The sequence below is a fragment of the Nostoc sp. genome (genome assembly GCF_036916975.1).
Lineage (GTDB): Bacteria > Cyanobacteriota > Cyanobacteriia > Cyanobacteriales > Nostocaceae > Nostoc.
The window spans coordinates 1-26,366 of the sequence record NZ_JBALFF010000095.1 but is presented as its reverse complement, the minus strand read 5'-3'; the positions used below and the strand labels follow the sequence as shown (position 1 = coordinate 26,366).

Annotated in this window: 19 protein-coding genes and 1 pseudogene; 11 read left to right on the top strand and 9 right to left on the bottom strand. The window is 42.7% G+C overall.

From position 1 onward, the window contains the following. The first annotated feature begins 36 nt into the window (after positions 1-36). The 4 genes from V7K73_RS23990 to V7K73_RS23975 all read left to right on the top strand — a co-directional run bounded on the left by V7K73_RS23990 (position 37) and on the right by V7K73_RS23975 (position 4,420). Positions 37-519, top strand: coding sequence for a tetratricopeptide repeat protein (locus V7K73_RS23990; protein ID WP_334883713.1), 483 nt, complete (start codon positions 37-39; stop codon positions 517-519). Positions 520-1,129: 610 nt separating this feature from the next. Then, positions 1,130-2,182 carry an RNA 3'-terminal phosphate cyclase gene (rtcA, locus tag V7K73_RS23985; protein ID WP_334883711.1) on the top strand — a complete coding sequence of 351 codons (1,053 nt, stop codon included), beginning with the start codon at positions 1,130-1,132 and terminating at the stop codon, positions 2,180-2,182. Positions 2,183-2,453: 271 nt separating this feature from the next. Beyond that, positions 2,454-2,615: a hypothetical protein gene (locus V7K73_RS23980; protein ID WP_334883709.1), complete on the top strand. Its 162-nt coding sequence runs from the start codon at positions 2,454-2,456 to the stop codon at positions 2,613-2,615. Positions 2,616-2,863: 248 nt separating this feature from the next. After that, positions 2,864-4,420 (top strand): hypothetical protein, encoded by a 1,557-nt coding sequence (locus V7K73_RS23975; protein ID WP_334883708.1) that lies wholly within the window; start codon positions 2,864-2,866, stop codon positions 4,418-4,420. Between the two features lie 318 nt (positions 4,421-4,738). On the opposite strand, the gene V7K73_RS23970 is transcribed toward V7K73_RS23975, so the two are convergent. Further along, a complete protein-coding gene (locus V7K73_RS23970; RefSeq protein WP_334883706.1) occupies positions 4,739-6,193 on the bottom strand; it encodes an MFS transporter in 1,455 nt (484 codons plus the stop codon). Positions 6,194-6,346: 153 nt separating this feature from the next. On the opposite strand from V7K73_RS23970, the gene V7K73_RS23965 reads away from it, so the two are divergent. Continuing rightward, positions 6,347-6,868 (top strand): phosphoribosyltransferase, encoded by a 522-nt coding sequence (locus V7K73_RS23965; RefSeq protein ID WP_334883704.1) that lies wholly within the window; start codon positions 6,347-6,349, stop codon positions 6,866-6,868. Between the two features lie 181 nt (positions 6,869-7,049). Here V7K73_RS23965 and topA read toward each other — a convergent pair whose 3' ends face one another. The 3 genes from topA to ftsH form a co-directional block, all read right to left on the bottom strand. Beyond that, positions 7,050-9,221, bottom strand: a complete 2,172-nt coding sequence (gene topA, locus V7K73_RS23960) for a type I DNA topoisomerase (protein ID WP_334883702.1) — start codon at positions 9,219-9,221, stop codon at positions 7,050-7,052. 79 nt (positions 9,222-9,300) lie between these two features. Then, on the bottom strand, positions 9,301-9,507 hold the full coding sequence (locus V7K73_RS23955; protein ID WP_334883700.1) for a type II toxin-antitoxin system HicB family antitoxin: 207 nt from the start codon (positions 9,505-9,507) through the stop codon (positions 9,301-9,303). 571 nt (positions 9,508-10,078) lie between these two features. After that, on the bottom strand, positions 10,079-11,968 hold the full coding sequence (ftsH, locus tag V7K73_RS23950; protein ID WP_334883698.1) for an ATP-dependent zinc metalloprotease FtsH: 1,890 nt from the start codon (positions 11,966-11,968) through the stop codon (positions 10,079-10,081). Between the two features lie 259 nt (positions 11,969-12,227). Here ftsH and V7K73_RS23945 point away from each other — a divergent pair, with 259 nt between their 5' ends. Beyond that, the gene (locus V7K73_RS23945) at positions 12,228-12,773 is read left to right on the top strand and encodes an NADPH-dependent FMN reductase (protein WP_334883696.1); all 546 of its coding nucleotides are present in this window, start codon (positions 12,228-12,230) and stop codon (positions 12,771-12,773) included. Positions 12,774-13,015: 242 nt separating this feature from the next. Here V7K73_RS23945 and V7K73_RS23940 read toward each other — a convergent pair whose 3' ends face one another. The 3 genes from V7K73_RS23940 to V7K73_RS23930 form a co-directional block, all read right to left on the bottom strand. Continuing rightward, positions 13,016-14,701, bottom strand: coding sequence for a hypothetical protein (locus tag V7K73_RS23940; RefSeq protein ID WP_334883694.1), 1,686 nt, complete (start codon positions 14,699-14,701; stop codon positions 13,016-13,018). Positions 14,702-14,967: 266 nt separating this feature from the next. Next, positions 14,968-16,377 (bottom strand): hypothetical protein, encoded by a 1,410-nt coding sequence (locus V7K73_RS23935; protein WP_334883692.1) that lies wholly within the window; start codon positions 16,375-16,377, stop codon positions 14,968-14,970. Between the two features lie 446 nt (positions 16,378-16,823). Beyond that, positions 16,824-17,939, bottom strand: coding sequence for a ferrochelatase (locus V7K73_RS23930; protein ID WP_334883690.1), 1,116 nt, complete (start codon positions 17,937-17,939; stop codon positions 16,824-16,826). Positions 17,940-18,331: 392 nt separating this feature from the next. Between V7K73_RS23930 and V7K73_RS23925 the strand changes: the two genes are divergently transcribed. From V7K73_RS23925 to dacB, 5 genes are all read left to right on the top strand, one after another. Then, the gene (locus tag V7K73_RS23925) at positions 18,332-18,943 is read left to right on the top strand and encodes a hypothetical protein (protein ID WP_334883688.1); all 612 of its coding nucleotides are present in this window, start codon (positions 18,332-18,334) and stop codon (positions 18,941-18,943) included. A 290-nt stretch (positions 18,944-19,233) separates the two neighbouring features. After that, positions 19,234-20,496, top strand: coding sequence for an MFS transporter (locus V7K73_RS23920; protein ID WP_334883686.1), 1,263 nt, complete (start codon positions 19,234-19,236; stop codon positions 20,494-20,496). A 133-nt stretch (positions 20,497-20,629) separates the two neighbouring features. Continuing rightward, entirely contained in the window at positions 20,630-22,543 is a 1,914-nt protein-coding gene (gene ilvB, locus V7K73_RS23915) for a biosynthetic-type acetolactate synthase large subunit (RefSeq protein WP_334883685.1), read from the top strand. 919 nt (positions 22,544-23,462) lie between these two features. Further along, a complete protein-coding gene (locus V7K73_RS23910; protein WP_334883684.1) occupies positions 23,463-23,948 on the top strand; it encodes a tellurite resistance TerB family protein in 486 nt (161 codons plus the stop codon). Between the two features lie 62 nt (positions 23,949-24,010). Beyond that, the gene (gene dacB, locus V7K73_RS23905) at positions 24,011-25,474 is read left to right on the top strand and encodes a D-alanyl-D-alanine carboxypeptidase/D-alanyl-D-alanine endopeptidase (protein ID WP_334883682.1); all 1,464 of its coding nucleotides are present in this window, start codon (positions 24,011-24,013) and stop codon (positions 25,472-25,474) included. Positions 25,475-25,490: 16 nt separating this feature from the next. Here the strand turns inward: dacB and V7K73_RS23900 are convergent, their stop codons facing one another. Next, the gene (locus tag V7K73_RS23900) at positions 25,491-25,994 is read right to left on the bottom strand and encodes a GNAT family N-acetyltransferase (protein WP_334883680.1); all 504 of its coding nucleotides are present in this window, start codon (positions 25,992-25,994) and stop codon (positions 25,491-25,493) included. A 74-nt stretch (positions 25,995-26,068) separates the two neighbouring features. Next, positions 26,069-26,188: pseudogene (locus V7K73_RS23895) on the bottom strand (FAD-dependent oxidoreductase); the annotation flags it as partial. Between the last annotated feature and the right edge of the window lie 178 nt (positions 26,189-26,366).

Sequence of the window (26,366 nt, the reverse complement as noted above, 5' to 3'; positions counted from 1 at the left end):
AGTTAATACAAAGGTATATTCACTGATTTCAAATTCATGGATTCTTTATCAATCAATTCCTTACTTGAAGAGTTAAAAAACCCGGATGCCACAGTCCGCGAAAAAGCAACCAGAAAAATCTGGCGGATTTGGTTTCAGCAAAAGGGAATTTATGGGCTGGAAATAATTGATCGCAGTCAAAAGTTACTAGATGCGGGTGAAATTACCGAAGCCGAAACAGCGCTGACAGCACTAATCAAAGACCAGCCAGATTTTGCCGAAGCTTGGAACCGCCGTGCTTTTCTTTATTACAGTATTGGAGATTATCAAAAATCTTTGGCAGATTGTCAGATGGTTGTGCAGATAAATCCAATACATTTTGGAGCGCTTCATGGTATGGGTTTGTGCTATGCAGCACTAGGAGAGTATGGTGAAGCCATTAAAGCTTTTAAAAGTGCTTTAGAAATTCAGCCCTTTTCGCTAGTGAATCAAAAGTTGATTCTAGAGTGTACCTTTAGATTCAGCTACAACGGCAAATAGAAGAGAACATCATACTGTTTTATGAATCCGTCATTACCCTCATCAACAGCAATTCATCGCCTTAGCCTTCCCGACCTCAAAGACAACTGGGTTGGGTGTATTAATTTTTGTCGGCTTGAGTGCCTTATCTGACTTGATATTAAGTAAGTGAAAGTGCTGTGAAAGATGAGAATTAAGATTTTAAAACGCAAAGGTACGCAGAGGGAAGCGCAAAGGGGCGCAGAGGACTTAATTCTCTACGTTACTCTGCGTAAACCTTTGCGTACCTTTGCGTTAAAAAAAGGATATAGGGACTCACCCAGTATTTTTGATAGTTGCTGAATCGAGTTTGGAATTCTTACCCAGTTTGGTACAGCAATATGGCGGCCAGATCCTGAGCAGTTAAAATTTAAGAAAATAGTTGACCCATATCGGTTGATGAATCCCGGTAAAAGCAAGGTTCTTCAATTCCAAATTCAAAATTAGCAAACTACAAAAAACACACATCAGAATTTTTTCTGTATATTTGTGTAACTTCGCTTCAAAAAGCTAACTATTAGGCGTTTATAATTTGTGGTTTGATTTCAATACCCGTGGGGATAACCCAAAATCCAACATCCCAAAATCGCCCATGATTGAAATTGACGGTTCCTACGGAGAGGGAGGCGGACAAGTTCTTCGCACTTCCTTAAGTCTAGCGGCTATCACTGGCGAACCCATACGAATTTCAGGCATTCGCGCTGGACGCAAAAAGCCAGGATTAGCAGCACAACATTTAACAGCAGTTCGGGCTGCGGCGAGAATTTGCAATGCCCAACTACGCGGTGATGATTTGGGTTCAATGCTGCTGGAATTTATACCAGGTAGTGCTGTGCAAGCTGGAACTTATACCTTTGATGTTAGTAAAGCACAAGTTGGTGGTTCTGCGGGTGCGATCGCTCTAGTTTTACAGACAATTCTGTTACCTCTGGCCCTAGCATCTGGCAATTCCCAAGTAACTCTAAAGGGTGGAACTCATGTAAACTTTAGCCCGACAGTAACGTACATTGAGCAAGTTTATTTACCAATATTGCAACGCATGGGTGTAGAATCCCAAGTCAAGTTAGGCGCTTGGGGGTGGTTTCCCCAAGGTGGCGGAGAGGTAGAATTACAGGTGACTGGCGGTGGTAAACTCAACGGGATCAACTTGCTAGAACGGGGAAACTTACAACAGGTGCAAGGGCTAGCAGTGGTAACCGAATTGCCTTCGCATATTCCCCAACGAATGGCGAATCGTGCCGAGAGTTTGTTACGGTCAGCCCATTTAAAAGTTACTATACACGCTTTGCGAGAAAGAGGTGTAGCACCCGGGGCGGGTATTTTTTTAACTGCTGAGTATCAAAACAGCTTGACTGGCTTTGGTGGATTTGGGAGATTACGGTTGTCGGCGGAGACAGTTGCAGAAATTGCTTGTCAGCAACTGCTTGAGTTTCATCAAACCGGCGCAGCAGTGGATGAACACTTAGCAGACCAGTTATTATTACCGGCTGCTTTAGCTTCACAGGAAAGTCATTACCGGGTGGCTGAGGTGAGTAGACATTTAACGACGAATGCAGCAGTAATTGAACAATTTGGGTTAGCGCAGATTAGAGTAAATGAAGCTGAGAAAATCGTGTCGGTAATTCCTGTCTTGATGCAGATTTAATACTCACAATATTAAAGCTTTTCCCTAAAAGCGATCGCTAGTCACAAATGAAGCACAAGTTAATATACCAGGACTTACGCACAGGTAACGGAAAATCGAACCACAGAGACGCAGAGTCCACGGAGGAATAAGAGTTTGAGAGGTTTTTTGCGTAAGTCCTATATACTAGGTTAGGCAAAATACCTTGCAGTCGTAATACTTTACCCACATCCCCAATAACAAAATCACGTATGGGTACACAACTACATAGAAATTTGCCTCATTTCCAAGAGTGGAATGGCTGACATGGCTGAAAAAACAAGGAATTGATGATGCACTGATCCAACCTTACTCAGGACATTCGTCTCGTCAGTCGCTGGAAGTGTACTCACGGTTGTCAATAGGGGAAGCTCAAAAAGAATACGACGGGGTGATGGGAAAGTTTCCAGTTTAATACTTCTGTACTACTTTGCCCCTGGTGACAGCTTCCGTAACACTACCCCGATCGCTCATGTATAAAGGATAATAAGCGTGCGATGTCTGTTCGTCCAAGTGCGATCGCTAATTTTGTAGAGATTATCACTTATATAAGGTATCCAACAAAACAATGATGACTGGTTTTACCCAACTCAAACCCCAGTTCGTAACTCATTTAGGATTGCTATATCAAAAGTTTTATTTAATTTATTTGACTTGACTTGTATGAATATTAATCAGCCGCTTCAGTACATTCTCAAACTATGCCTTCTAGCAACAATTGTTAACAGTCTAGCTGTCAATGTTGTTGCTGCTGAAGTACAAACTTTTGGCCAAGATGGTAGACATGGGGTAGATGGTCGCTCTGGACGAGATGGGAACTCTACTACCGAGCAAATAATTCGCGCTAGCGAACAACTACAACCGATTGACCTCTCCGGTACAGATGGTGAAGCGGGAGAATCTGCTACCTCTGGTGAACAAGCTTCTGGATGCCAACAACCGCAGGATGTAACAGTGAATGTATGCGGTGCTAAAGGCGGTAATGGCGGTAATGGTGGTCATGGTGGTAATGGTGGTAATGGCGGTAATGCTACTGTTTACTTTGAGTCATTATCTCAACTCAAGAATGTGGTGTTACGTAATCGGGGCGGGAGGGCAGGTATTGCAGGAAAGGGCGGACAAGCAGGTAGTGGATGTAACTGTACTCAACCGCGCTGGACTGTAAACTATTGCACTTGGGCATTGATGGCGCAACAAATCAATGTAGCTAATCCCCAGTGGCAAGAAATTAACAGAGAATTATTTCGCTGTTCGGGTGATGCGTTCTATGACGAACAACAAAATCGACCCCAGCAGCTTCCAAATTTAGATCCAAACTACCGCTATGGCTGGAAATATATTGGTCTATCACAGCAGAGAGGTTTTACTTGTGAGAATGGCCTTATTGGTCAACCGGGACGCAACGGTAGAGATGGGGAACCTGGTAGTTACGGTCAAGTATTGTTAGTCAAGGGTACAGAAATTCCTCAAGAACAAATTAGTTATGGCAATCGCGTTAGCCTGTTAGTCGATCGAAGCATTGGGCTGATCAAGAAAAATTTGTCGAAAAAAACGGGGCTACGGAGTCTACTTGGTACTGGTTCGGATGTCCGAGATCGTTACCGTTTATTAGAAACCGTCCAAGGTTCTTTTAAAGTGTCTTGGCAAACTGTTAAACGCCCACAAGATTTAGGAGATCCTCTGCTCAAAGCTGAAATTACTGAATCGGGAAAATTGCAATTTTATATTCCAGGCACATTGGAATATAAACTCAATAATTTGCAAAACCAAACCGAAATTGCGATTACTGGAGGTATTCACCCTAAACGTTTAGGACGTTTTAAATTTAAAGGATTTGATCGCTTCCCCGATCCCCGCAATTTTACTCTTCTAGATGAAGGTAAGCTTCAGGGCGAGTTAAAAACGGTTAAATTGACAATTATTTTGTCCCAGAACAATTCCAAACTCAGCGAGATGTCTTACCCACTTGTTCCAAATCGGCTCTATCCTCACTGGGCCGATGCTTACCCTGTCAATTTGGGCGATCGCTTTGATTCTTGGCTTAAACCAGGGCAACCTGTTGAGTATGAAATTCGCATTGAACAAACTACCCGTTCTGGAGTCACCTATACATCTGGAATGAAAATTGGCTTCGTTGTAGATAAAGCTTCTCATTCTCCCGATATTCAATACTACTCAGGAAAGACACTAACAGATATTTTAAGGCTTATAAGTAACTAGGCAGGCAATACTTCTCGCTTAAAAACAAAAGCAAAGCAAGGTAAAGTGATAATTGTTCACTCACAAGTGTGTTCGGAAAAACTGGTGCGGCTAATTTAGGTTAAGTCAGTTTGCGATCGCAAATACAAGTCCCTCCCCTGCTTCCCCTGCTCCTTTAAGGAACTATGTTCAGTTTAGGTCCCCAGCAAGACAGGCAGCGCGAATTGAACGCCTAAATCTAAATCCCCCAAAGTAATGCGAGACCCAAACCGTCCCCACAACAGCACTCTTCGTCACAAAACGTAATTGCGAATTGCGAATTGCGAATTGCGAATTGTTTTAACTCCCCTTCTTCTCTTGCCGTTCTTTGAGTTTCAGCATAATTTCTGCGTGCATCTCGCGGGTAATTGGGTAAAAATACGTTAAAACTAAGCCACAAAGCAAACAAATTATAGGTAGAGGCCCAACAGCAATGCGAATCGCAAATAGTGCAGATTCAGGTTGGATGGGTGGTGGACTTCCGGCTACAGATGCTTTGAAACCGGCTACTTGCAAAGCATTTCCCACCAAAAACAGCCCGAAAGCTAAACCAAATTTTTGTAACAAAACCATGAAGCCATAAAAAATGCCTTCTCTGCGTTGTCCAGTTTGCAGTTCATCTAATTCAATCACATCTGGAATCATCGACCAGGGAATTAGATAAGCTGTGGAGACACCAATACCAGCCATAACAGCCATCACATACATCAAAACTATTTGACCTGGTTGTAGGAAAAATAGTCCGGCGACGGCTATTATCCATAAACTCATTCCTAGAAAATAAACAACTTTTTTCCCGATTTTTTTACTCAGCGCCTCCCAGACAAATAGCATCAGCAAGGCAGTTGCTTGCACTGTAATCAGCATTATCTGCCCATCTGATTCAAATTTGAGACCCATACAATAGACTACAAAATAGGGAATAATGCTAGCTGTAATCTGCACACCTAGCCAAGAAAAAAGATAGATACCAACAACAAATAGAAAAGGTCGGTTGCTAAAGACAATTTTTAGCTGTTCAAAGAACGAGAGAGACGCAGGTTCCTCAGTTTGGATGCGTTTCGACTCAAAAGCCAGGATGCGATCGCGGACTCCAAAAACGCACCAATATAATCCTAAAATCGAAATTACAGTACAAACTGCTGCTAAAACGAGATATGCTTGTTGGATATTTGCAATTTTGCTAAGAATAATTAGCCCTAAAATCAATGACAGAATGCTACCACCAATCGAAAATGTAAAGCGATAGCTGTTAAGGCTGGTACGTTCGTCATAATCTTGAGTTAATTCTGGAGTCATCGCCGTATAAGGCAAATTTACAACCGTGTAAAAGGACTGAGATAGCACCCCAATCACTACGTAATACCAGAATAACGGCCAAATATTATCACTCTGATTTGCACTAAAACGCGGTACAATCCACTGCAAGAAGAAGAAAATCCCAAACGGGATTGCTCCATAAAACATCCAAGGAAGACGACGACCCCAACGCCGAGATTTCGTTTTATCACTCAGGAACCCGACAAGCGGATCATTTACGCCATCCCAGATTTTGCCAATCATCAAAATACTGCCAGCTAAACCCGCAGGGATACCAGCGACATTGGTAAAGAAAATCAGCAGATGAAACAGGGAGATACTTGCAGTAATTGCTGGGCCTAAATCCCCTGCCCCATAAGCCAGCTTTATTTTCAGGTCAAGTTTTTTACTCTTAAAATCTCGTTGGCTATCGCCATCAGCAACAGAATCGTTCATAAAACTTTGCACTCATACTAAAATAAAAAGTCTGCAACGCCGAATAGCCCGTCGTAGACAGTTTGGCGTAAATCAAGCTACCATTTTAAAACTTGCAAAAGCCTTGATATACAAAACTTTTAACTTTTGACTTCCGCCACTCCCCTTAGACTTATGCCAGACCTTTATGTTTCTTGGTCAGATTATCACCAAAAAATTGAACAACTGGCTATTCAGATTTATGAATCCGGTTGGGAATTTAACCAGATTATCTGTCTTGCCAGAGGAGGACTACGAATTGGAGATATTCTTTGCCGTATATACCAGCAACCACTGGCAATTTTAGCAACCTCATCTTACAGTGGCGCTCTTACGCAAGCAAGAAGTAATTTAATTTTCTCCCAGCACTTGACAATGACTACCGAAAAGTTAGGTTCGCGTATTCTCCTAGTGGATGACTTAGTAGACTCTGGCATCACACTGGAACAAACTATACCTTGGCTGAAGCAAAATAATCATTCCCCAATTGAAGAAATTCGCACTGCCGTACTTTGGTATAAAGCCTGTTCTGTTCTAAAACCCGATTATTATGTTGATTACTTAGCTGACAATCCCTGGATTCACCAACCCTTTGAACACTACGAACAGATAAACCCCGCAGAACTAGCGGCTAAGGTAAATAAAGTTAGGAGTTAAGAGTGATGAGTGAGGAGTTATTAATTCCTAACTCCTAACTCCCAACTCCCAACTCCTAACTCCTAACTCCTAACTCCTAATTCCTAACTCCCAACTCCCAACTCCTAACTCCTAATTCCTAACTCCTAACTCCCAACTCCCAACTCCTAACTCCCAACTCCCAACTCCCAACTCCTAACTCCTAACTCCTAACTCCTAACTCCCCAAATTTAGGACTCCACCACCCTTTTGGTGTATTAAAATAAGCCACATCTTTATGTTTGGTATCTTTACGCGATCGCGGGTCAGAACATCGCAACATGGTCTTACTCTGACCCTCTTTGATATAACTGTATTCCTCTAAAGGTTTCTTACATACTGGACAGGGATATGCTGTAACCTTGTTGGGAGGCTTTTGTTGATTTTCAGCGTGGACTGCTTTAGTTTGTGGTGGCTGCCAAGTTTTGTTAAAGTCGCTCCAAAACAACACGACATTTTCACAACCTTTTGTGCATTTGAGGAAATATTTCTTTTTAACCTTAGTACTCGGAATTTTAGCGAGAAAATTGCTGCATTCAGGGCATCGCGTTTTGGAAGTTTCATATTTGCGCTCACTCATAACATGAGCTTTACCTGTTGAGGAACTTGCAACTACAGTTTTAGCTTTGGAAAGCGCTGGTATAAAGTAATTCTGATTCCAACTAGTTAAATAATGCTGCCAAGAGTTTTTTCCTTCAGAAATTGCATCAAGAGCATCCTCCATTTTCGCTGTGAATTCCGCCTCTAATAAATCCGGCAGTGCTTTCAGCAAAAAAGCATCAACTTCTAACCCTAACGCTGTTGGTTGAAGATGGTCTTTTTTCAACTCGACATAATTTCGTTTTTTTAAAGTAGCAACAGTCGGAGCATAAGTACTTGGGCGACCAATTCCTTTACGTTCCATTAGTTGCACTAATTTTGGTTCACTATAACGGGGTGGTGGCTGCGTCTGCTTCTGCTCATGTCCCGCATTCTCCAGTTTCAGCGCTTGTCCCTGCTGTAATGAAGGTAAAATACTATCCTTGCTGAGATTATTCCAGTACCGAGCATAACCGTAAAATTCAATCACTTGCCCTCTAGCTGACCACAGTAGAGAACCAGACCGAGTAATCACCTGAGTTTTACGCAATTGAGCAGCACGACACTGAGAGGCAATTGAGCGTTTCCAGATCATCACATACAAATTAAACTGATCGTCAGGAAGTTCTAAACGCAATTGAACTGAGGGACGAAACACATCCGTTGGACGAATCGCTTCATGTGCTTCTTGAGCCGATTTGCTACTACGATGCTTGGCTACTTGCTGCGGTACATTCTGCGGGTCATTTTGCTCTAACCATTGGCGGGCGCTGGCACAAAATTCTGGACTCAGCATTACTGAGTCTGTTCGCATATATGTAATCAACCCTGCCTCATAAAGCTTTTGGGCTACAATCATGGTTTTGTCGGGAGCAAACCTCAGTTTTGAACCGGCTGCTTGCTGAAGGCTGGAAGTTGTAAATGGTGGCGGTGGCTGGCGGTTAACAATTTTTCCTTCAAAATGAATCACCTGATGAGGATGTCGCTGTGCTTCTTCAACTAAACGTGTAGCCTCTGCTTCGGAAAGAACACGCTTAGACTCTGGTGTTTCTGGACTATTACCTACCTTCGCGTCATCATGAGTTTCAGTTTCTTGCTCTGCTGCATCTTTTGCAGAATCAACCGTCCCTTTGTAAAAAGCCCGAAATCCTTCAGCATAATCTACCCAAACACTCCAGTAATCTTGGGGGACAAACGCCAGAATTTCGTTTTCTCGCTGACAAATTAAGTGCAACGTGGCGCTTTGGACTCTACCAACACTCTTAGCGCCGTTATTCAATGCCCAAACTAAAGGGCTACCCTTATAACCTACCAACTTATCTAGGCAATCTCGGCACAGCCCTGCACCGATTAAGTTTTGGTCTAGTTTTCTAGGATTAGCGATCGCACTCTGCACCGCCGATGCTGTAATCTCAGTATAAATTACTCGTTTCGGTTCCCTTAAACCCAGCGTTTCTTTTAAATGCCAAGCGATTGTCTCACCTTCCCGGTCTGGGTCAGTTGCTAAAACAACTTCATCAACCTGCCTCACCGCAGACTTGAGTTTCTGAATTGTTTCCTTCGCTCGTTGGTCACGCGGAACGTAATTGCACCGCACATTACTACCGTCCATCACGAAGCCCAAGGAATCCTCTCCTTCATTGCTGAGTTCTCGGATATGGCCACAACTGGCTAGAACTTTCCAATCCGAACCCAGAATTTGACTGAGTTTTTTGACTTTTCCCGGAGATTCTACCACAAGCAGGCGTTTTATCATAGCAACTGCGTTCTAGATAACGATTCAAACACACGGACAACTTCACGCCCACTGAGAACCAGAAGGGCAGATGTCATGATTACGCTGTAACCTCTACTTGATGAGTCTCCACAGTCAGAGGTAAACCAAGTTCTGCACGAACTTGAAGACAACCTGCGATCGCGTCCTTGATACTTTCTAGGGCTTCTTCTCTTGTCTGACCTTGACTAACACAACCAGGTATACTGGGACACTCGACAATCCAAACCCCATCTTCATCACGATCGAGTATTACATTAAACTTCATATACTATTATTAGCAAGAGAGTTGTAATCCTTTCTGATTGTAACCTGCAACCATTTCATCCAAAAAAGCAATTATTTGGCATGATTACATCGTAAAACTTTTTGTTATTCCAAACCATTAGATTGTTAGTTTATTATCTCAAGTATTGTTGTATTCCCATGCGGAGCCTTTGCCCCCCTGAGAATATGGCGATCGCATAATTCATATTTCGTCAAAAACTATAGTATTTTTGTATTGTTAGTTTTTTGACCCACTTGCTGGTTAAAAAATGCTGCTTTCAATATAAAATCAGGCGATCCCATTCATCACCTTTCATCGCAATCGCACTTCCTGTTTCTCTACCAGGTTGACTTACAGCAGTAATTAGCGAGAATTGATCTCTTGTCCGCGCCAAGCTATTCTCATGGAGACGGTTTGCGATCGCACAAGTGACTTTTGTTCAAGAAAATTCCCGACTTTTTTAAAAAGTCGGGAATCTGAGTCTTTGGATTTTCACTAGTACAGCACAGGGTGAATCCTCTTGTTAAAGATAGGCAAACTTCCGCCACAACTAGGGAATGTCTTCTATTCCCTAATGACGTACAGCCACTTGTGCATCAACTACCTGGGTATTGTCAGCAACAATTTTGCGGAATGCATCACCTTCAATTGTTTCCTGTTCTACTAACAAATCTACTAAACGCTCTAAAACTATGCGGTTTTCCTGCAACAGTTCTATTGCTCTGATATAGCAATTGTTGACAATTTCGCGGACTTGTGAATCAATTTTGGCGGCAATTTCCTCAGAATAGTCTGATTTATTCATCCAGTCACGTCCCAAAAATACCTCTCCACTCTGATTTTCTAGTGACAATGGGCCTAATTCTGACATGCCGAAGCGTGTCACCATCTGCCGCGCCATTCCTGTAACTTGTTGCAGGTCATTGCCTGCACCTGTGGTCACTTCTGGCTTACCAAAAACAATTTCCTCGGCGGCGCGACCACCCAAAGTAGCAGTAATCCTGGCTTTGAGTTGAGAACGGGAAATTAACCCCTGTTCTTCGTTGGGAGTAAACCAAGTTAATCCTAGTGCTTGTCCCCGTGGGATGAGGGTAACTTTTTGCACAGGGTCATGGTCTTTGAGGAATGTGCCAACTAAAGCATGTCCAACTTCATGATAGGCAATCAATCGCTTGCTCTTGCTGTCTACTAAAGCGGTACCTTCCATACCTGCAACGACTCTATCCACAGCAGCATCAATTTCTAAAAGGGTGACAGCTTCTTTGCGCCTTCTAGCCGTGAGAATCGCAGCTTCGTTGAGTAAGTTGGCTAAGTCTGCGCCAGTAAAACCAGGAGTGCGACGAGCGATCGCTTCTAATGATACGCTAGGATCAATTTTCTTATTGCGCGCGTGGACTTTCAAAATTTCCAGTCGCCCTTTGAGATCCGGTGGATCGACCATCACTTGTCTGTCAAAGCGTCCCGGTCTGAGTAACGCTGTATCTAAAACATCTGGGCGGTTAGTGGCAGCAATAATAATAATGCCTGTGTTACCTTCAAAACCATCCATTTCCGTGAGCAGTTGGTTGAGGGTTTGTTCGCGCTCGTCGTTACCGCCACCGATACCAGCGCCCCGTTGTCTACCTACTGCGTCAATTTCATCGATAAATATTAGACAAGGGGCATTCTCTTTGGCTTTCTTGAAGAGGTCGCGCACGCGAGATGCACCTACACCAACAAACATTTCTACGAATTCTGAACCGGAAATACTGAAGAATGGTACACCAGCTTCACCTGCGATCGCTTTTGCTAGTAAAGTTTTACCAGTACCCGGAGGGCCAATTAACAATACTCCTTTGGGAATACGTGCGCCTACTGCGGTAAATCTTTCTGGCTGTTTCAGGAAAGTAACAACTTCTTCGAGGTCTTCTTTAGCTTCTTCAACCCCAGCTACATCTTCAAATTTTACTCCAGTTTTTGCCTCCATTTGGAAGCGAGCTTTAGATTTACCGAAATTCATCGCTTGGCTAGAAGCATTAGTAGAGCGACGCACGAACAATAGCATTAAAGCTACCAGTGGCAAAATCCACATGAGATTGATCAATAATCCAACAGCAGCCCGACTATTAGCAGAGGAAACTTCACCAAAATCAACATTCTTATCTTTGAGGATGTTAATTAACTCTGTGTTTTGTGCCAGAAGTCTCACCTGTTGCGGTGGTGTATCAGCCTTTTGCCCTTTGAGATAAACCTTTGCTAACTGTTCAGTTTCGTCAAGCTCTACTTTTTGGATTTCTCCCGCCTTCGCTTTCTTGATCAAGTCGCCATAATTTAAAGAGGTGCTATCTGCCTTTTGTGCCAAGACGGGAGTACTCCCGAAAATTCCTGGTAACATAATCAAACTAGCTGCGATAGCACCAACCCAAGCACCACGCTTTGACGACTGTCTTTTTATCAATGCTTTTTTTCCCAAATTTGTCATAATAATTACCCTTTGTCTGCTGGCACAAGTTGAGCGATGGTTTTATGCCTATTCTTCTACCAAAAATTGTAATAACTGGAAATTACACTTTTCTTATCTAGTCTAACTTCCACACAAAACCATTCCCAAGTTTCGTGTCCCCATGTAGATATTAATTTGACACATTCCGACACAAATCGCTAAGATAAGCATAGTCATAACGATTTCGCTTTTCAAAAAACCTGGTGATAGTAGTTAGTTAATAGTTTGTGGGTTAATTATGGTAAGAATTGTTGGCATAGGTGGGAGTTTAAGACCCAACTCCTATACTCAGCTTGCTTTAGAAATAGCAGTGCAAAGGGTTGAAGCTGTGGGTGCAGAGGTAGAAATTCTCGATTTACGGCAGTTGCAGCTACCGTTCTGCACTGGTGCAAAGGAGTATCCAGAATACCCAGATGTTCAGCGATTGCAAGATACAGTCAGCCGTGCCGATGGGTTAATTTTAGCGACACCTGAGTATCATGGTGGGGTTAGTGGTGTGCTGAAAAATGCTCTAGATTTGATGAGCTTTGAGCAACTGTCTGATAAAGTGACAGGATTAATCAGCGTATTAGGTGGTCAGTCTAATAGTAATGCTTTAAATGACCTACGGCTAATTGTCCGATGGGTGCATGGTTGGGTGATTCCAGAACAAATTGCGATCGGACAAGCTTGGGGTGCATTCAGTCCTGAAGGCAAGCTGGTAGATGAAAAACTTTCGCAAAGATTTGATCAATTTGCTCAGAGTTTAGTTGATAACACTCGCAAGCTGCGGGGTGTAAATTAGTTCTAGAGTAGCCAAGTTCTGTATAGCAGTGTGCGTAAGTCCTAGTACTAATAAACCTGACTTTTAAGTAAGTCGGCGCAATCATCGTTTGTAGTTGCGCTTTAGCGCATCTTTATCCGGATGCGAAGACAGCGCAACTACGAGCCAAACACAGAGATTTTACTTTTCGTTACATAGTTTGGTTTTTTCTCGCCGACCTACTTACGTAAAATTATGAGAAGCCAGGTTTCTCAGATTTGCAGTTAATTTAGTTTCTTTAAGGTGTCAACTAGAGTAACTACAGCTAAAAGCACCGCCTGAAGCTTCTTTGTGCGCTCAACTGAAGCTTGCTCAACTGTGTTGACAAACTGTTCTAGGGCTTGGATTAAGTTTGCCTGGGCTTGTCCAATTGCTAATGTATCAGATGCTTGGAGTATTGCAGGGACAGCAGGTAAATTCACTGATGAGATAACAGAGCGATCGCTTGTCTGATTGTCACCTACAACTAATTTAACTGCGGGGTCGCCAATAATGGCATAACTACGAGCATCATTGTTTGCCGTCCACATACTAGATAAATTGATCGGATCGGCGATCGCACCATATTTAATTTCTTCTAATTCTGTACTCAAATCAGAAGAAAGTTCAGCATAGCGCTCGTTGAAATACTCAACAGCTGACCCCACAGGATGACCATCTAGCAATCGCTTTAAGGTACTTTGAAAAACTGCCAATTGCTTACCGGTTTTTTCCCAAACGAAAGAGCAACCCCAAGCTCGTTCCACATGACCGATGACAGCCAAAGCACCGCCGTTGGGGTGGCTTAGGAGTCTGCGGGGTAAAGGTGCAATAAAGGCGTTAGGAGCGATCGCTAGTCTTTCATTAGAGCCTTTTGTATGGGCAAACTCATCAAATTTAGGTGTCCCAGCACCATAACAAGCAAAGTGAAAGGCAATTAGCCCTAGTAACTTAGCATCATCGCCAACATCGTCCGCAGAGAAGTAAAATTCTTCGGGAATTGCTTTATTACCCCACTTATCTTTGCCGGGCCAATCCTGACAGAGTAAAGCGCCCTGATGGCGTAGTTGCCGCTCATTCCCATTCGGAAAGCCCATACCATGACTAGCGGTGAACAGCAAAGCGGGTGTTTCTTCACCTCCTAAGAGTTTCCCTAAGCGTGCCTTGGTGGCTTCTTCTGCGAGTAAGGTTTGTACTATCCAACTATTCTCTTTTTGCTCATCAAGCATCCAATCAGCTAGGGGTTGAATCAAGCGATCGGCACTAAGTTCAGTGGCTGCATCACCCTTGGTACGTACCCCAAAAAAGCTAGCGCGACGAGGTAGATTTAAATTAGTAGTTTCAGCCTGTACGACACTGCGAGCATACTGAGCATATTCTTGGGGCGTATCAAAGTAAATCCGACCCACCGCATACTGCACATCAAGTTGGTACTGAAAACGATAGGGAATGGTTTCTGGATCGCCAACAATCAACAGATAATAAGGCATTTTATCTGGGTCAGCAGGGCCTGGGCCGACTCCATGACGCGACAAAAATTGATTTTTTGATTCCCCTCGACGATAACCTTTAGCGCCAGTGTATTCCTTATAATAATTCTCGTGATTTTTCGAGGCTTGTTTTTGCCGATGTTCTAACAGTTCCTTCAGCGCTTCTTTGATTGCTGGGTCGGCATTAAAAGCGAAAATAACTCCCCAACCTGTTTGTGCAAGGTCTTTAGGATCTACTCCCTCTATCGGGGCAAAGTCGGGTTCTAAACCTTTAACATGCAGATCCTTTTTCTTGAGTTCGCTGATTTCTATAGGATCAAACTCTTCGCCCTGAGCAATCTTAGCAAGCTTCTCAGGTGTCATTGGAGGCAACAAATAATCTCCTGATGCACCGTCAATTCCATTGAAATATAGCTCTTTTATCAGATGTTCTATGCTCATTTTACCTAATCCTTGTATTTGTAATTTACCGAACAAAGCTAAAGTAAAAAGTAAGGGATTCTCTTTTAGACTTTTTACCTTTTAAAGACACTAAGTAAGTGGGTCAAATTAAATATAAAACCTCACCCTGTATCCGGCTTCCCTCTCCTTGTTAAGGAGAGGGATTGAGGGTGAGGTTTGATCTTATATTTAATAGGACTTGGGCAAATCATGAATTGCCCCTACAGTAAATCAGGGCTTTCACTGCCTTTTTACCTAAGTCCTGATTAACTAGCAAGCGCAGCCGACCATAGAGCATGAGCTACTTCAGCTTTATCAATAGCGTTGTGAGCGCCCATAAAAAGGTCTAATCGGCTAGGAGGGACAACAATATATTTACTACTTTCCAAGTTGTAAATTTTACCTGGTTCAAAGTTGTAAGATTCTTCCAGGGGTAGCATACGTTTTTGATCATTAATAATTTCCAAACCATCACCCTGAATTCCATAACAACCAATACCACCGACACCGGGATATGTCTTCTCACTATTAGGATCAAAGTCTATATCTTGTCCTGCAAATATTCCTAGTGTTCCCGCCATCGGATAAGCATTTTTGACAGCTTTATCATACTGAGATTGGGTAGTAACAATCGGCCCTGTAACTTTGCGATCGCTAATAATGGAGCGGAAGTAACCAGGAATATTTTTTCTATGAGGGACATTTGAGCAGAAAGACCAGAGTGATAAAGCGCCTTGTATTAAGACAAGAGAATTAACTGGACGGGTTAATTTGTTATTTTGAGTCCCTGCTACGGTAGCTGAAACAAAAATACAGCCAAAACTGTGTCCCATCAAATGAAATCGCACAGTATTATCTGTCACCTCTTGAAGTCTGTTTAACAAATTGAAACCGCTAGTTTGACCGATTTTCCGAGCGCGGTCTTTCATTTTCCAGAAAGATAACAATCTGGGAATGTTCAAAAATGCATCTTTGGCTGATTTGACACTATCCCCAATTCCGAAGCTGACATCTTCGTTTTGTTCTGTCAGGGTAGCTTGATATACACTTTCAGGATCTAAATTTAATGATTCGTTTACGCTCCACGCATCTGCATCTTCTGCTTCACTACTCAAAGATGCTTCCTTAATCAAAACTTCATAAGCTTCACGCACCTGTGATGGTAATGTGTCAGGTGCAACGTTATATTCTCGCGCCGCTGCGAAAATTGTTCTAAGTGCTTCTCTAGTAGTTTCAGTATCAGCTATCCGATGAGCATACTGTTCAATTAACTCTTCTTGAGAATCATCTGTGGTGTCAAAAGACACAATTGTTTTGTCTGGCGACACTGCACTTAGGTCTTCATCTCCCCAAGGCTTACTAGGCCAATGTAGACCAATCAACAGGGGGTTAAATCCTGGCCGCACCTGTTGGATTTTTTCAATATCAGCCTGGTTTTTAGCCATAGCTGCAATCCATCTGTCATACTGCTCTTTTGCCGATGGAATGTCACCTTGCCATCCGTGACTCATCAAGAAAACATCTGTGATTGGTTTGTCAGACTTTTTGGCGCTGGATAAGATTTCTAATACCTTTTGGCTAATTAGCTCTCCATTGTTTTCGCGTTCTTTGCCATTAGCATCAAAAGCGATTAGATAGTAGTTCAAAGAAGTTCCGATTTTGGTTTCAATTAGCATCGTAAATCCTTGTGACTCAGAATTTGATTTCTATGTATAATCCGAAGTTCGCAGAAAAACAGTGTATTAATTCTACAAGAATGCTGACTGTTCGATAACAGCACGTAAACTTTTTTGCCTAAGTGTACTTTTAGGCAAATACTTTATCAAAAAATTCTTTTGGATACACTGTAACGCAGCGAACTTGGGAGCATCACAATTTTGGCTTAAATCTTTTCCCTCACCCCCAGCCCCTCTCCCGTAATATGGGAGAGGGGCTGGGGTGGATGTCAAACCTGTATTATTAAGATTGGTAAATACTAGGATGATCTGGCTTCCTGGCTTGCTTTCGCTTAACACCTAGTCAAGTCGATATCATTGCAGTGGCTACTATCTATAAAAAATCCCACCCCTTCAAGGGTGGGAGTGTCAACAGAATTCGTAGTTGTAATCAGTGCTTGCTCAACTTAATGATGGTGGTGGTGATGATGATCGTGTCCACCTAATTGGGGATTAACTGCCATTTCCTCTGACAACAACTCTGCAATATGAGCATCAGCCCATTGAGCCGCCATTGCCATAAATTCTGGATGATCGTTAACACAAGCCATTTGCACGTAGTTCGTACCAGGATGCTGTTTTTCCAAAGCATGGATGATATGGTGTACATCCAATAAAGTTTCGTGGTTTTCTGTGGCAAAGCCAATCGGCATAAAAATTACCACTTTTGCACCCAATTGAATCAGGTTATTTGCCGCTTGCTCTGCATTTGGCTGAGTCCAATCAATTAGGGGCGTGTCGTGATTAAGCCAACCCACCGAGATTAACGGATAGCGGTTAATCAACTTATCCCGAATTAAATCGTACATTGCTTCACTTTCGGCAATCCCAGAAGTAAAGCCTTTAGCTTTGTGGGGACAGCCGTGATTCATTAACACAATACCGATTTGAGAAGGTAGATAAGCTCCGGCTAATTCAGCAATTTTCTCTTCAACCAGATGAGCCATCAAATCGATGTAAGCTGGTTCGTTGAAGAAAGAAGGAATGTAACGCTGTGCTTTAACCCAGTGTTCTTCACCATCAGTCAACTCAACCAGAGCATTGTTAACTTGCTCGATCGCAATCCCACTAGTAAAGATAGAATCAACTACCAGCAGTGGGTAAATCAGCAGCTTCTCGAAGCCTTGGTTTTTGACTTCTGCTAAAACTTGATTAGGTAGAAAAGGGGCGCAGAAGTTAAAAGCTTTGAAAACTTGAACCTTATCACCCCATTTTTCTTGTAAATTCTTCTCAATCCCAGCCCGTTGCTGTTCAAAGATCGCATTGTGTGGGGAGATAAAATCGTGGTGTGTGTGTCCCCACTCGTGGCGGTCAAATAGCGCCAAAAGCTTTGCCAGGGGGGGATAAATCCAGGTTGGCACCGGTGCGAACTTTGCTGTCAGTAGATTTAAAGCCTGTTCGTTATAGTTGGCGAAATCTTCGTAGCTTTCGACTTCGCCGTAGCCCATAAGCAGTACGGCTACACGGTCTTTACCTGATAATTGCTCGTGAGTGTGTTGTACTTTTTCCGGCGTGGCAACCACAATTAGTTCCTCAATATAACCAAAGTGCAGAGAGATATGAAGTTAGAGAATAGTTTACACATTTTCCCTACTAGTAACATATTATCCCATCCAGGGGGATAGGATAGCTGCAAAAATGGAAATAATACATCAAAAGATATACGGGACTCAGTACTGTTGAGGAACGAAACCCAACATACTGCTTTCTTTTTAGGACTTACGCATTTCGTACCTAATGCGTAAGTCCTACTGATAGCTGTTGAGGGGTGTGCTTGCTGGCTATTTACGTTTATAATACAAAATGACAAACGACCTGTAGTGCTGATCGCGGATTTATCAGCACAAGTTTCAAAGCGTTATAAAATCTAGATTGCGGTTTTTCCGACTGGATCAAAAAATAACCGATGAAACAGATGAGTATAATTATTTGCCCTGGAATTCATGAGCCAGAGTTAACTGAAAGCTTTAGAGTAGGATTGTTAGATTTAGTTTCTCATAGCGCGATACCTGCGGTGAGCTACGCTAACGCACAAAATGCCGCAAATATACTGGTTTATCCGGGTAAAGATGTTTTAGTTTTATCAGCCTTGCACATTTTGCAGTTTTTGAGCGTTAGCGTAGCTCACCGCACGTATCAGACTGGCTCTTTAAAATCACCAATTATATTTATTAGTTTTAGTGCTGGCGTAGTCGGGGCAATAGGGGCAGCGCATTTGTGGCAACTATTGGGTGGTCATGTCAAAGCATTTATTGCTATAGATGGATGGGGAGTACCACTACAGGCTAATTTCCCCATTCACCGGATGAGTCATGATTATTTCACGCATTGGAGTTCTTGTTTGCTAGGTTGTGGGCAAAATAACTTTTATGCAGAGCCAGCAGTCGATCATTTGTCCATCTGGAAATCTCCCCAAATTGTACAAGGCTGCTGGGTAGATTCATCAATTGAAATTTATCCACCCAAAGGTCATCTGACAGCAGCTGAGTTTTTGCTTATGCTGTTAAAGCGCTATGAAGCAAATTAATCCGGACAACAGAATTATGAGTTAGGAGTTAGAGAGTTAGGAGTTAAGAGTTAGGAGTTAGGAGTTAGGAGTTAAGAGTTAGGAGTTAGGAGTTAGGAGTTAAGAGTTAGGAGTTAAGAGTTAAGAGTTAGGAGTTAGGAGTTAGGAGTTAGGAGTTAGGAGTTAGGAGTTAGGAGTTAGCATTTATTCTCCCTTCTGCCCAATCCGCAATCCTCAATCCTCAATCCTCAATCCTCAATCCCCAATCCCCAATCCCCAATCCCCCATCTACCCAAAAAAAAAAGTATCTAATGTTTCCAACTGAACCTGCTGCTGTTAATAACGGGTTTGGCGCACTGCTAAAAAACCGTGGTTTTATGCTCCTGTGGATTGGGCAAGTGTTGTCCCAGTTAGCAGATAAAGTCTTCTTCGTTTTGCTGATTGCTCTGTTGGAGAACTACCCGCCGCTTCCTGGTTTAGCACAAAACTCAATGTATTCAACTTTGATGCTATCGTTTACAATACCAGCAATTTTGTTCGGTTCTGCCGGTGGTATCTTTGTTGACCGCTTGCCAAAAAAACTGATTCTGGTCGGTTCAGATGTCGTGCGGGGAATATTAACGCTGTGTCTTCCCTTATTACCACGACACTTTCTGATTTTGTTAATCCTGACTTTTACCATTTCCACGGTGACACAATTTTTTGCACCAGCAGAACAAGCAGCGATTCCCTTGTTGGTGAAGCGAGAAAATTTGTTGGCAGCCAATGCCCTGTTTACTAGTACGATGATGGGAGCTTTAATTGTTGGCTTTGCGATCGGAGAGCCAATTTTGAGTTTGGCAAAAAGCTTGATGGGAGAAGAATATGGTCAAGAGCTTATAGTTGGTGGATTATACATCTTATCGGGTGCGCTAATCCAGCCGATTAAGTTTAAAGAACCCAAACTCTCAAAAGAATACCAGGCATCAAATAACCCTTGGACTGAATTCACCGAAAGCCTGCGCTATCTCAAGAAAAACCCTTTGATTTTGAATGCCATGCTGCAACTGACAACCTTATATTGTGTGTTTGCAGCCTTAACGGTGCTGACGATTCGATTAGCCGCAGAGTTTGGTCTCAAAGAAAAACAGTTTGGCTTTTTCTTAGCAGCAGCAGGGGTGGGTATGGTATTTGGGGCGGCGATTTTAGGTAACTGGGGTCAGAAATTGCATCGCAAGCCTTTACCTTTAATTGGATTTTTGATGATGGCAGTAGTTTTAGGAGTGTTCACTTTTACGCACAACTTATTGTTGGCGCTAGGACTCTGTGCAATTTTGGGTATAGGTGCTGCCTTAATTGGCGTACCCATGCAAACTTTAATTCAACAGCAAACACCATGTACCATGCACGGTAAAGTATTTGGCTTTCAAAATCATGCTGTTAACATCGCTCTGGCCTTACCTCTGGCGATTACTGGGCCATTAACTGATGCTCTGGGCTTGCGAACTGTGCTTGTGGGAATGAGTATTGTTGTCGTAGTTGTCGGTGTTTGGGCTTGGCAAAATACCCGCAAAGTCTTGCAAGACGTAATTTAATTAATGTACTCTAATAGTCGAGCTTTATATTTAATATATAAAATTCTCAGATTTTGATTGAATTTTTCAATTAAAATGAAATCCTAAATACAGAATTCAATATTAACTTTTAGCTATAGTTTGAGGTTTGACCGTGCGTTCACAAAGTGTCTCCGCAGGAGAATTGCTTTCCCAAATCAGTCTCCCACTAACCGAGAATCACAAACAGTCTCGGGCTTCTAGCCCGCCAGCCTTGCCCAAGCGTGCATCTGGTGGTTTTGCTCTGCTTGACAGCCTTCATCGCCACGGCGTTGATTATATCTTTGGTTATCCTGGTGGGGCAATTCTCCCAATTTACGACGACCTGTATAAGGTAGAAGCAACTGGTGCTATGAAGCACATTCTCGTGAGACACGAACAAGGCGCAGCCCACGCGGCTGATGGTTATGCTCGTGCAACTGGGAAGGTAGGAGTATGCTTTGGCACTTCTGGCCCAGGAGCAACTAACTTGGTGACTGGGATCGCTACAGCATACATGGATTCGATCCCGATGATTGTGGTGACAGGGCAGGTAGCACGTCCGTCGATTGGTACAGATGCGTTTCAGGAAACTGATATTTACGGGATTACCCTACCAATTGTCAAGCACTCTTATGTAGTGCGTGATCCCAAAGATATGGCGCGAATTGTTGCCGAAGCTTTCCACATCGCTAGCAGTGGGCGTCCGGGGCCAGTTTTGATTGATGTCCCCAAAGATGTAGCTTTAGAAGAATTTGACTATGTACCTGTGAAACCAGGTTCAGTGAAGTTACGCGGTTATCGTCCCACAGTCAAGGGAAATCCCCGGCAGATTAATGCAGCTATCCAGTTAATTACTGAAAGTCGCCGGCCGCTATTGTATGTCGGTGGTGGTGCGATCGCAGCTAGCGCCCATGAAGAAGTAAAAGAACTCGCTGAATTATTCAATATCCCTGTCACCACAACCTTAATGGGGATCGGTGCATTTGATGAACATCATCCCCTAGCTTTGGGAATGTTGGGGATGCACGGCACCGCTTACGCTAACTTCGCTGTGAGTGATTGTGACTTGCTGATTTGCGTTGGTGCGAGATTTGACGATCGCGTTACAGGCAAGTTAGCCGAATTCGCCTCCCGCGCCAAAGTCATTCACATCGATATCGATCCCGCAGAAGTCGGCAAAAACCGGATTCCCGAAGTCCCCATCGTCGGCGATGTGCGGAACGTCTTAGTAGACTTGTTGCGTCGCTGCAAAGAAACAGCCGCCAAAGCTACACCTAATCAAAACCAAGAGTGGTTAAATTTAGTTAACCGTTGGCGCGAAGAGTATCCCCTAATAGTGCCGCACCATGCCGACAGCATTTCACCCCAAGAAGTGATTGTAGAAGTTAATAGCCAAGCACCCAACGCTTTCTATACTACAGATGTGGGACAACATCAAATGTGGGCAGCACAATTCCTCAAGAATGGCCCAAGGCGCTGGATTTCTAGCGCTGGTTTGGGAACGATGGGTTTTGGCTTACCTGCGGCAATGGGCGCGAAAGTGGCGTTTCCTGATGAAGAAGTCATCTGTATTAGCGGTGATGCCAGTTTCCAAATGTGTTTACAGGAACTTGGTACAGTTGCACAATATGGGATAAATGTCAAGACATTAATTATTAATAACGGTTGGCAAGGGATGGTGCGCCAGTGGCAGCAAGCCTTCTATGGTGAGCGTTACTCATGTTCCAACATGGAAGTAGGGATGCCAGACGTAGAGTTATTGGCAAAAGCGTATGGGATTAAGGGTATGGTAATCAGCGATCGCAGTCAATTAAAAGATGCGATCGCCGAAATGCTAGCACACAAAGGCCCAGTGATCGTGAATGTCCACGTCACCAGAGACGAAAATTGCTATCCAATGGTAGCCCCTGGTAAAAGCAACGCTCAAATGATCGGTTTGCAGAAGCAAGCGCCGAAAGCCGCCGTCGAGCCAGTGTATTGTAGCCACTGCAACGCCAAAAATGCTCCCACGCACAACTTTTGTGCTGAGTGTGGGACGAAGTTGTAACGCTTTTTGCTTGCTTCTGACCAGAGAGGCCGGGGAGTAGGGGTGAAAGATGCTGTAATTCGCCAGAAATCAAGGGTTTTACAGCAAATAAATTTATTTATGGAGTTCTGCCCCTCCTCCTGTCCCCTTTCGTCTTGCTTATGGTCGCTTAATCTTGTACTTATCGTTTAAGTTGCACTGTTAGGCGGGTTGGTGGGGTGGCTATAATTCTTAGTTAAAGGTAAATGTTGTGTAAAACAGACTGGGGATTAGGTTTGTTGGCTTGCGTTAAAAAGCGGGACGCTTCTCTACAAGACGATACGCATCGCTAACATTACAACGTTGGTCATCAACATTACAACATTAAGAAGAAACATTACAACGTTGGTCATCAACATTACAACATTAAGAAGAAACATTACAACGTTGGTCATCAACATTGCAACATTAAGAAGAAACATTACAACGTTGGTCATCAACATTGCAACATTAAGAAGAAACATTACAACGTTGGTCATCAACATTGCAACATTAAGTTGATTTGTGACAAAGAATATACCCAGGTTGACGAGTTTCGACACTTCGACTACGCTCAACTCTCGATTCTTTAGTTGGTTGAGCGAAGTCGAAACCAAAGACGGATGGTGGAAGTTTGCCTGGGATTAAAAAGATACACCGAAGCAATAGAATATATTGAACGTAGCAAAACCCGAAATTTAGTAGACATCGCTCTTTAGAAAACACAATTCAAAGCAACTTAACCGTTTTTATACGCCGATGAATATATTATTTGCGTATTTTTTATGAAAAAAAGATTCATCCCAAAAAGATTCATCCCAATGTATATTTTGGCATTCTTTTGGGAATCCTAAATTTAGGGAGCATTATAAACCGCAAGGTATGACTTCCTGAAATATCACGTAACTTTTAGAGGATAATTATGTCTAAACGCAAATTGCCCAAAGGCCGTAGTATTAGTTCAGTTGCTCTAGAACCAGAAGTTGCGATCGCAATCCTTGGACTATTTTCAGCTGCGGCTGACGGTGAAGGTATTTCTTCAACAGAAGAATATGCTTTAAGTGAATTTCTCAGTCGGGTTGGCCTATTTGAAGATTATTCTGAAGAAGACTTTGAAGACTTAACCGAAAAAGTCGTCAGCTTGATTGAAGAAGAAGAACCAGAAGATTTAATCGCCCAGTCCATCGAATCCTTACCGAATAAAGGTTATCGTGAAGCTGCATACATCACCGCTATCTTAGTGGTAGGGATTGACGAAGAAGTACCCGAAAGCGAACAAGATTATATCTCTGAACTTCAGGAAGCCTTAAAGATTTCAGACGAACGCGCACAAGAACTTATAGATGGAGTGTTCGGCGAAGAAGAAGACGAAGACGAAGACGAAGACGAAGAAGAAGACGAAGAATAAGAGTATTAATTTACTCCCGTCGAACTAAGGTATTATCATCAAGTAGTTTTAAGAACTATCTGATGACTAGAAAAATTTCTCTTGGCTTGATGCTGCTGTTTCTGGGTACTCAAGTTGGTGTTACCCAGCCAGCAGCTAAAGCACAAACCCCAGTTGCACCAACAACTACCACAAAATCAATTTGCTCTACCCAACTGGGAACAGCTATAGATGCTGTAATCAATCGCCCTTTATTTAGTCGGGTGCGCTGGGGAATTTTGGTGCAACCTCTGTCAACGGGACCAATTCTTTACAGTCGGGATGCTCAGAAATATTTTACTCCCGCGTCTAACCTCAAATTGCTGACAACAGCAGCTGCATTGCAGCAATTGGGTGCTAATTTTCGGATTCGCACCTCTATTTATCAGAATAGTAATGGTGTTTTACGTGTTGTTGGTAGGGGAGATCCCAGCTTAAGTGATACTCAACTGCAAAAATTGGCACAGCAATTAAAACAGAAACGTATTACCCAAATTCAGCGATTGATAGCTGATGATAGTTATATTCAAGGAGATATTGTTAACCCCACCTGGCAATGGGAAGATGTGCAGTCAAGTGATGGCGCACCAGTCAGCAGCTTTATTCTGAATCAAAATATTTTTAGCTTCAAACTTGTACCCCAGGCTGTAGGTAAACCTTTACAAATAGTGTGGACTGATGCTGGCGAGGCGAAACAGTGGGGGATAATTAATCAGTCAGTAACCGTCGCTCAAAATCAACCAACCTACGTGAACGTTACCCGCGAATTATCAGGAACAGTATTAAGAATTCAAGGACAACTAACAACAAATTCTGAACCGTCTTTAATAGATTTGCCTGTAGTTGACCCTAATTATTACTTGTTGCGGCGTTTTCGTACTGCTTTGGCAACAGAAAAAATCTCTTTGAAACAAATATTAGTAGCAAATGGTGGTGTTAATCAAAACGAAATAGCATTTGTAGAGTCGCCACCTTTATCTGAATTAATCATGGAAACTCTTCAGAATAGTAATAATCTTTATGCTGAAGCTTTGCTGAGAGCATTAGCTGTGAAAAAAACCAGAGTGAAAAATCAGACTAGTGCTGATGTCGGTTTGGAAGTTGTCAAAGCAAGTTTAACTAAATTGGGAGTTGATCCAGCAAACTATATTTTAGTAGATGGTTCGGGTTTATCACGTCGTAACTTAGTGACACCAGAAGCTTTTGTACAAACTTTGCGAGCAATGGCCAGAACACCAGCAGCATATATCTATCGCGCATCTTTACCAGTGGCGGGTAAAAGTGGAACCTTAAAAAACCGTTTTCAAGATACACCTGCTGAGGGCATTGTCCAAGCAAAAACAGGTACGTTAACGGGTATAGTTTCTCTATCTGGATATATGAATACGCCTAAATATGAGCCATTGGTTTTTAGTATTCTCGTCAATCAATCAGAACAATCTGCAACAGTTGTGCGGCAGGCAATTGATGAAATTGTTGTGTTGTTAACACAGTTACAGCGTTGTTAATATTGTTGCCATCAAATTAAACAACAGGTTTAGTAATTCGGAGTCCCATGATTACTAAGTCCCGTTCAACGCTGTCAATTTCGGCAACTTTAGGTAAATGTCCCCAAGGTTGAAAACCAAATGTTTCAAAAAGTTTTAAACTGGGTTGATTGTGGGCAAAAATAAAGCATAGTAGAGTCTTTAAACCCAAACTAGGACTTTCACTAATTGCTTGTGCTAATAGTTGCCGTCCCAAACCACACCGATAAAAGCCAGGGGCTATGTAAATACTAATTTCGGCAGTCGTATTATAGGCGGGCCGCCCGTAAAAAGATTGGAAACTCAACCATCCAGCAATTACTCCCTCTACTTCGATTACCCAAAGTGGGCGTTGTGAAGGCGATCGCGCCTTAAACCAAGTCAGGCGACTTTCCACAGATACAGGCTCTAAATCAGCAGTTGCCATGCCACTAGGAATTGCGGCATTATAAATTGCCACAATTGCAGGCAAGTCAGTTTCAGTCGCATGGCGAATAGTCATTGCTAGCGTCTCGGAAAAAATATTGAGAAAATATTTAAAAATAATACAGCCTTACGGAAGCTGTAATCCTATCTCACCAGAATAGTTTTAGCTTCCCATCGCGCCGCTTGGATAGCAGCCGCAGTGACTCCGATCCCACCACCGACAACTAAGACATCAGCTGTATATGTTTGATATCGTTTTTTATGAAAGATTCTAAAAACTACTCGAAGTCAAAAAGTCAGTTTATTACTTATCTCCCTTCTGAGTATTTAGTTTAAACTATAGTAATCCAACTTGCAGGGCTATTTCATTCTATTTTTACGGCAGTTTTTAGGAATCTTTTTCAGAAAAATAAGAATTTAAACGCGATTTAAGTTGAGAACCGTAGTT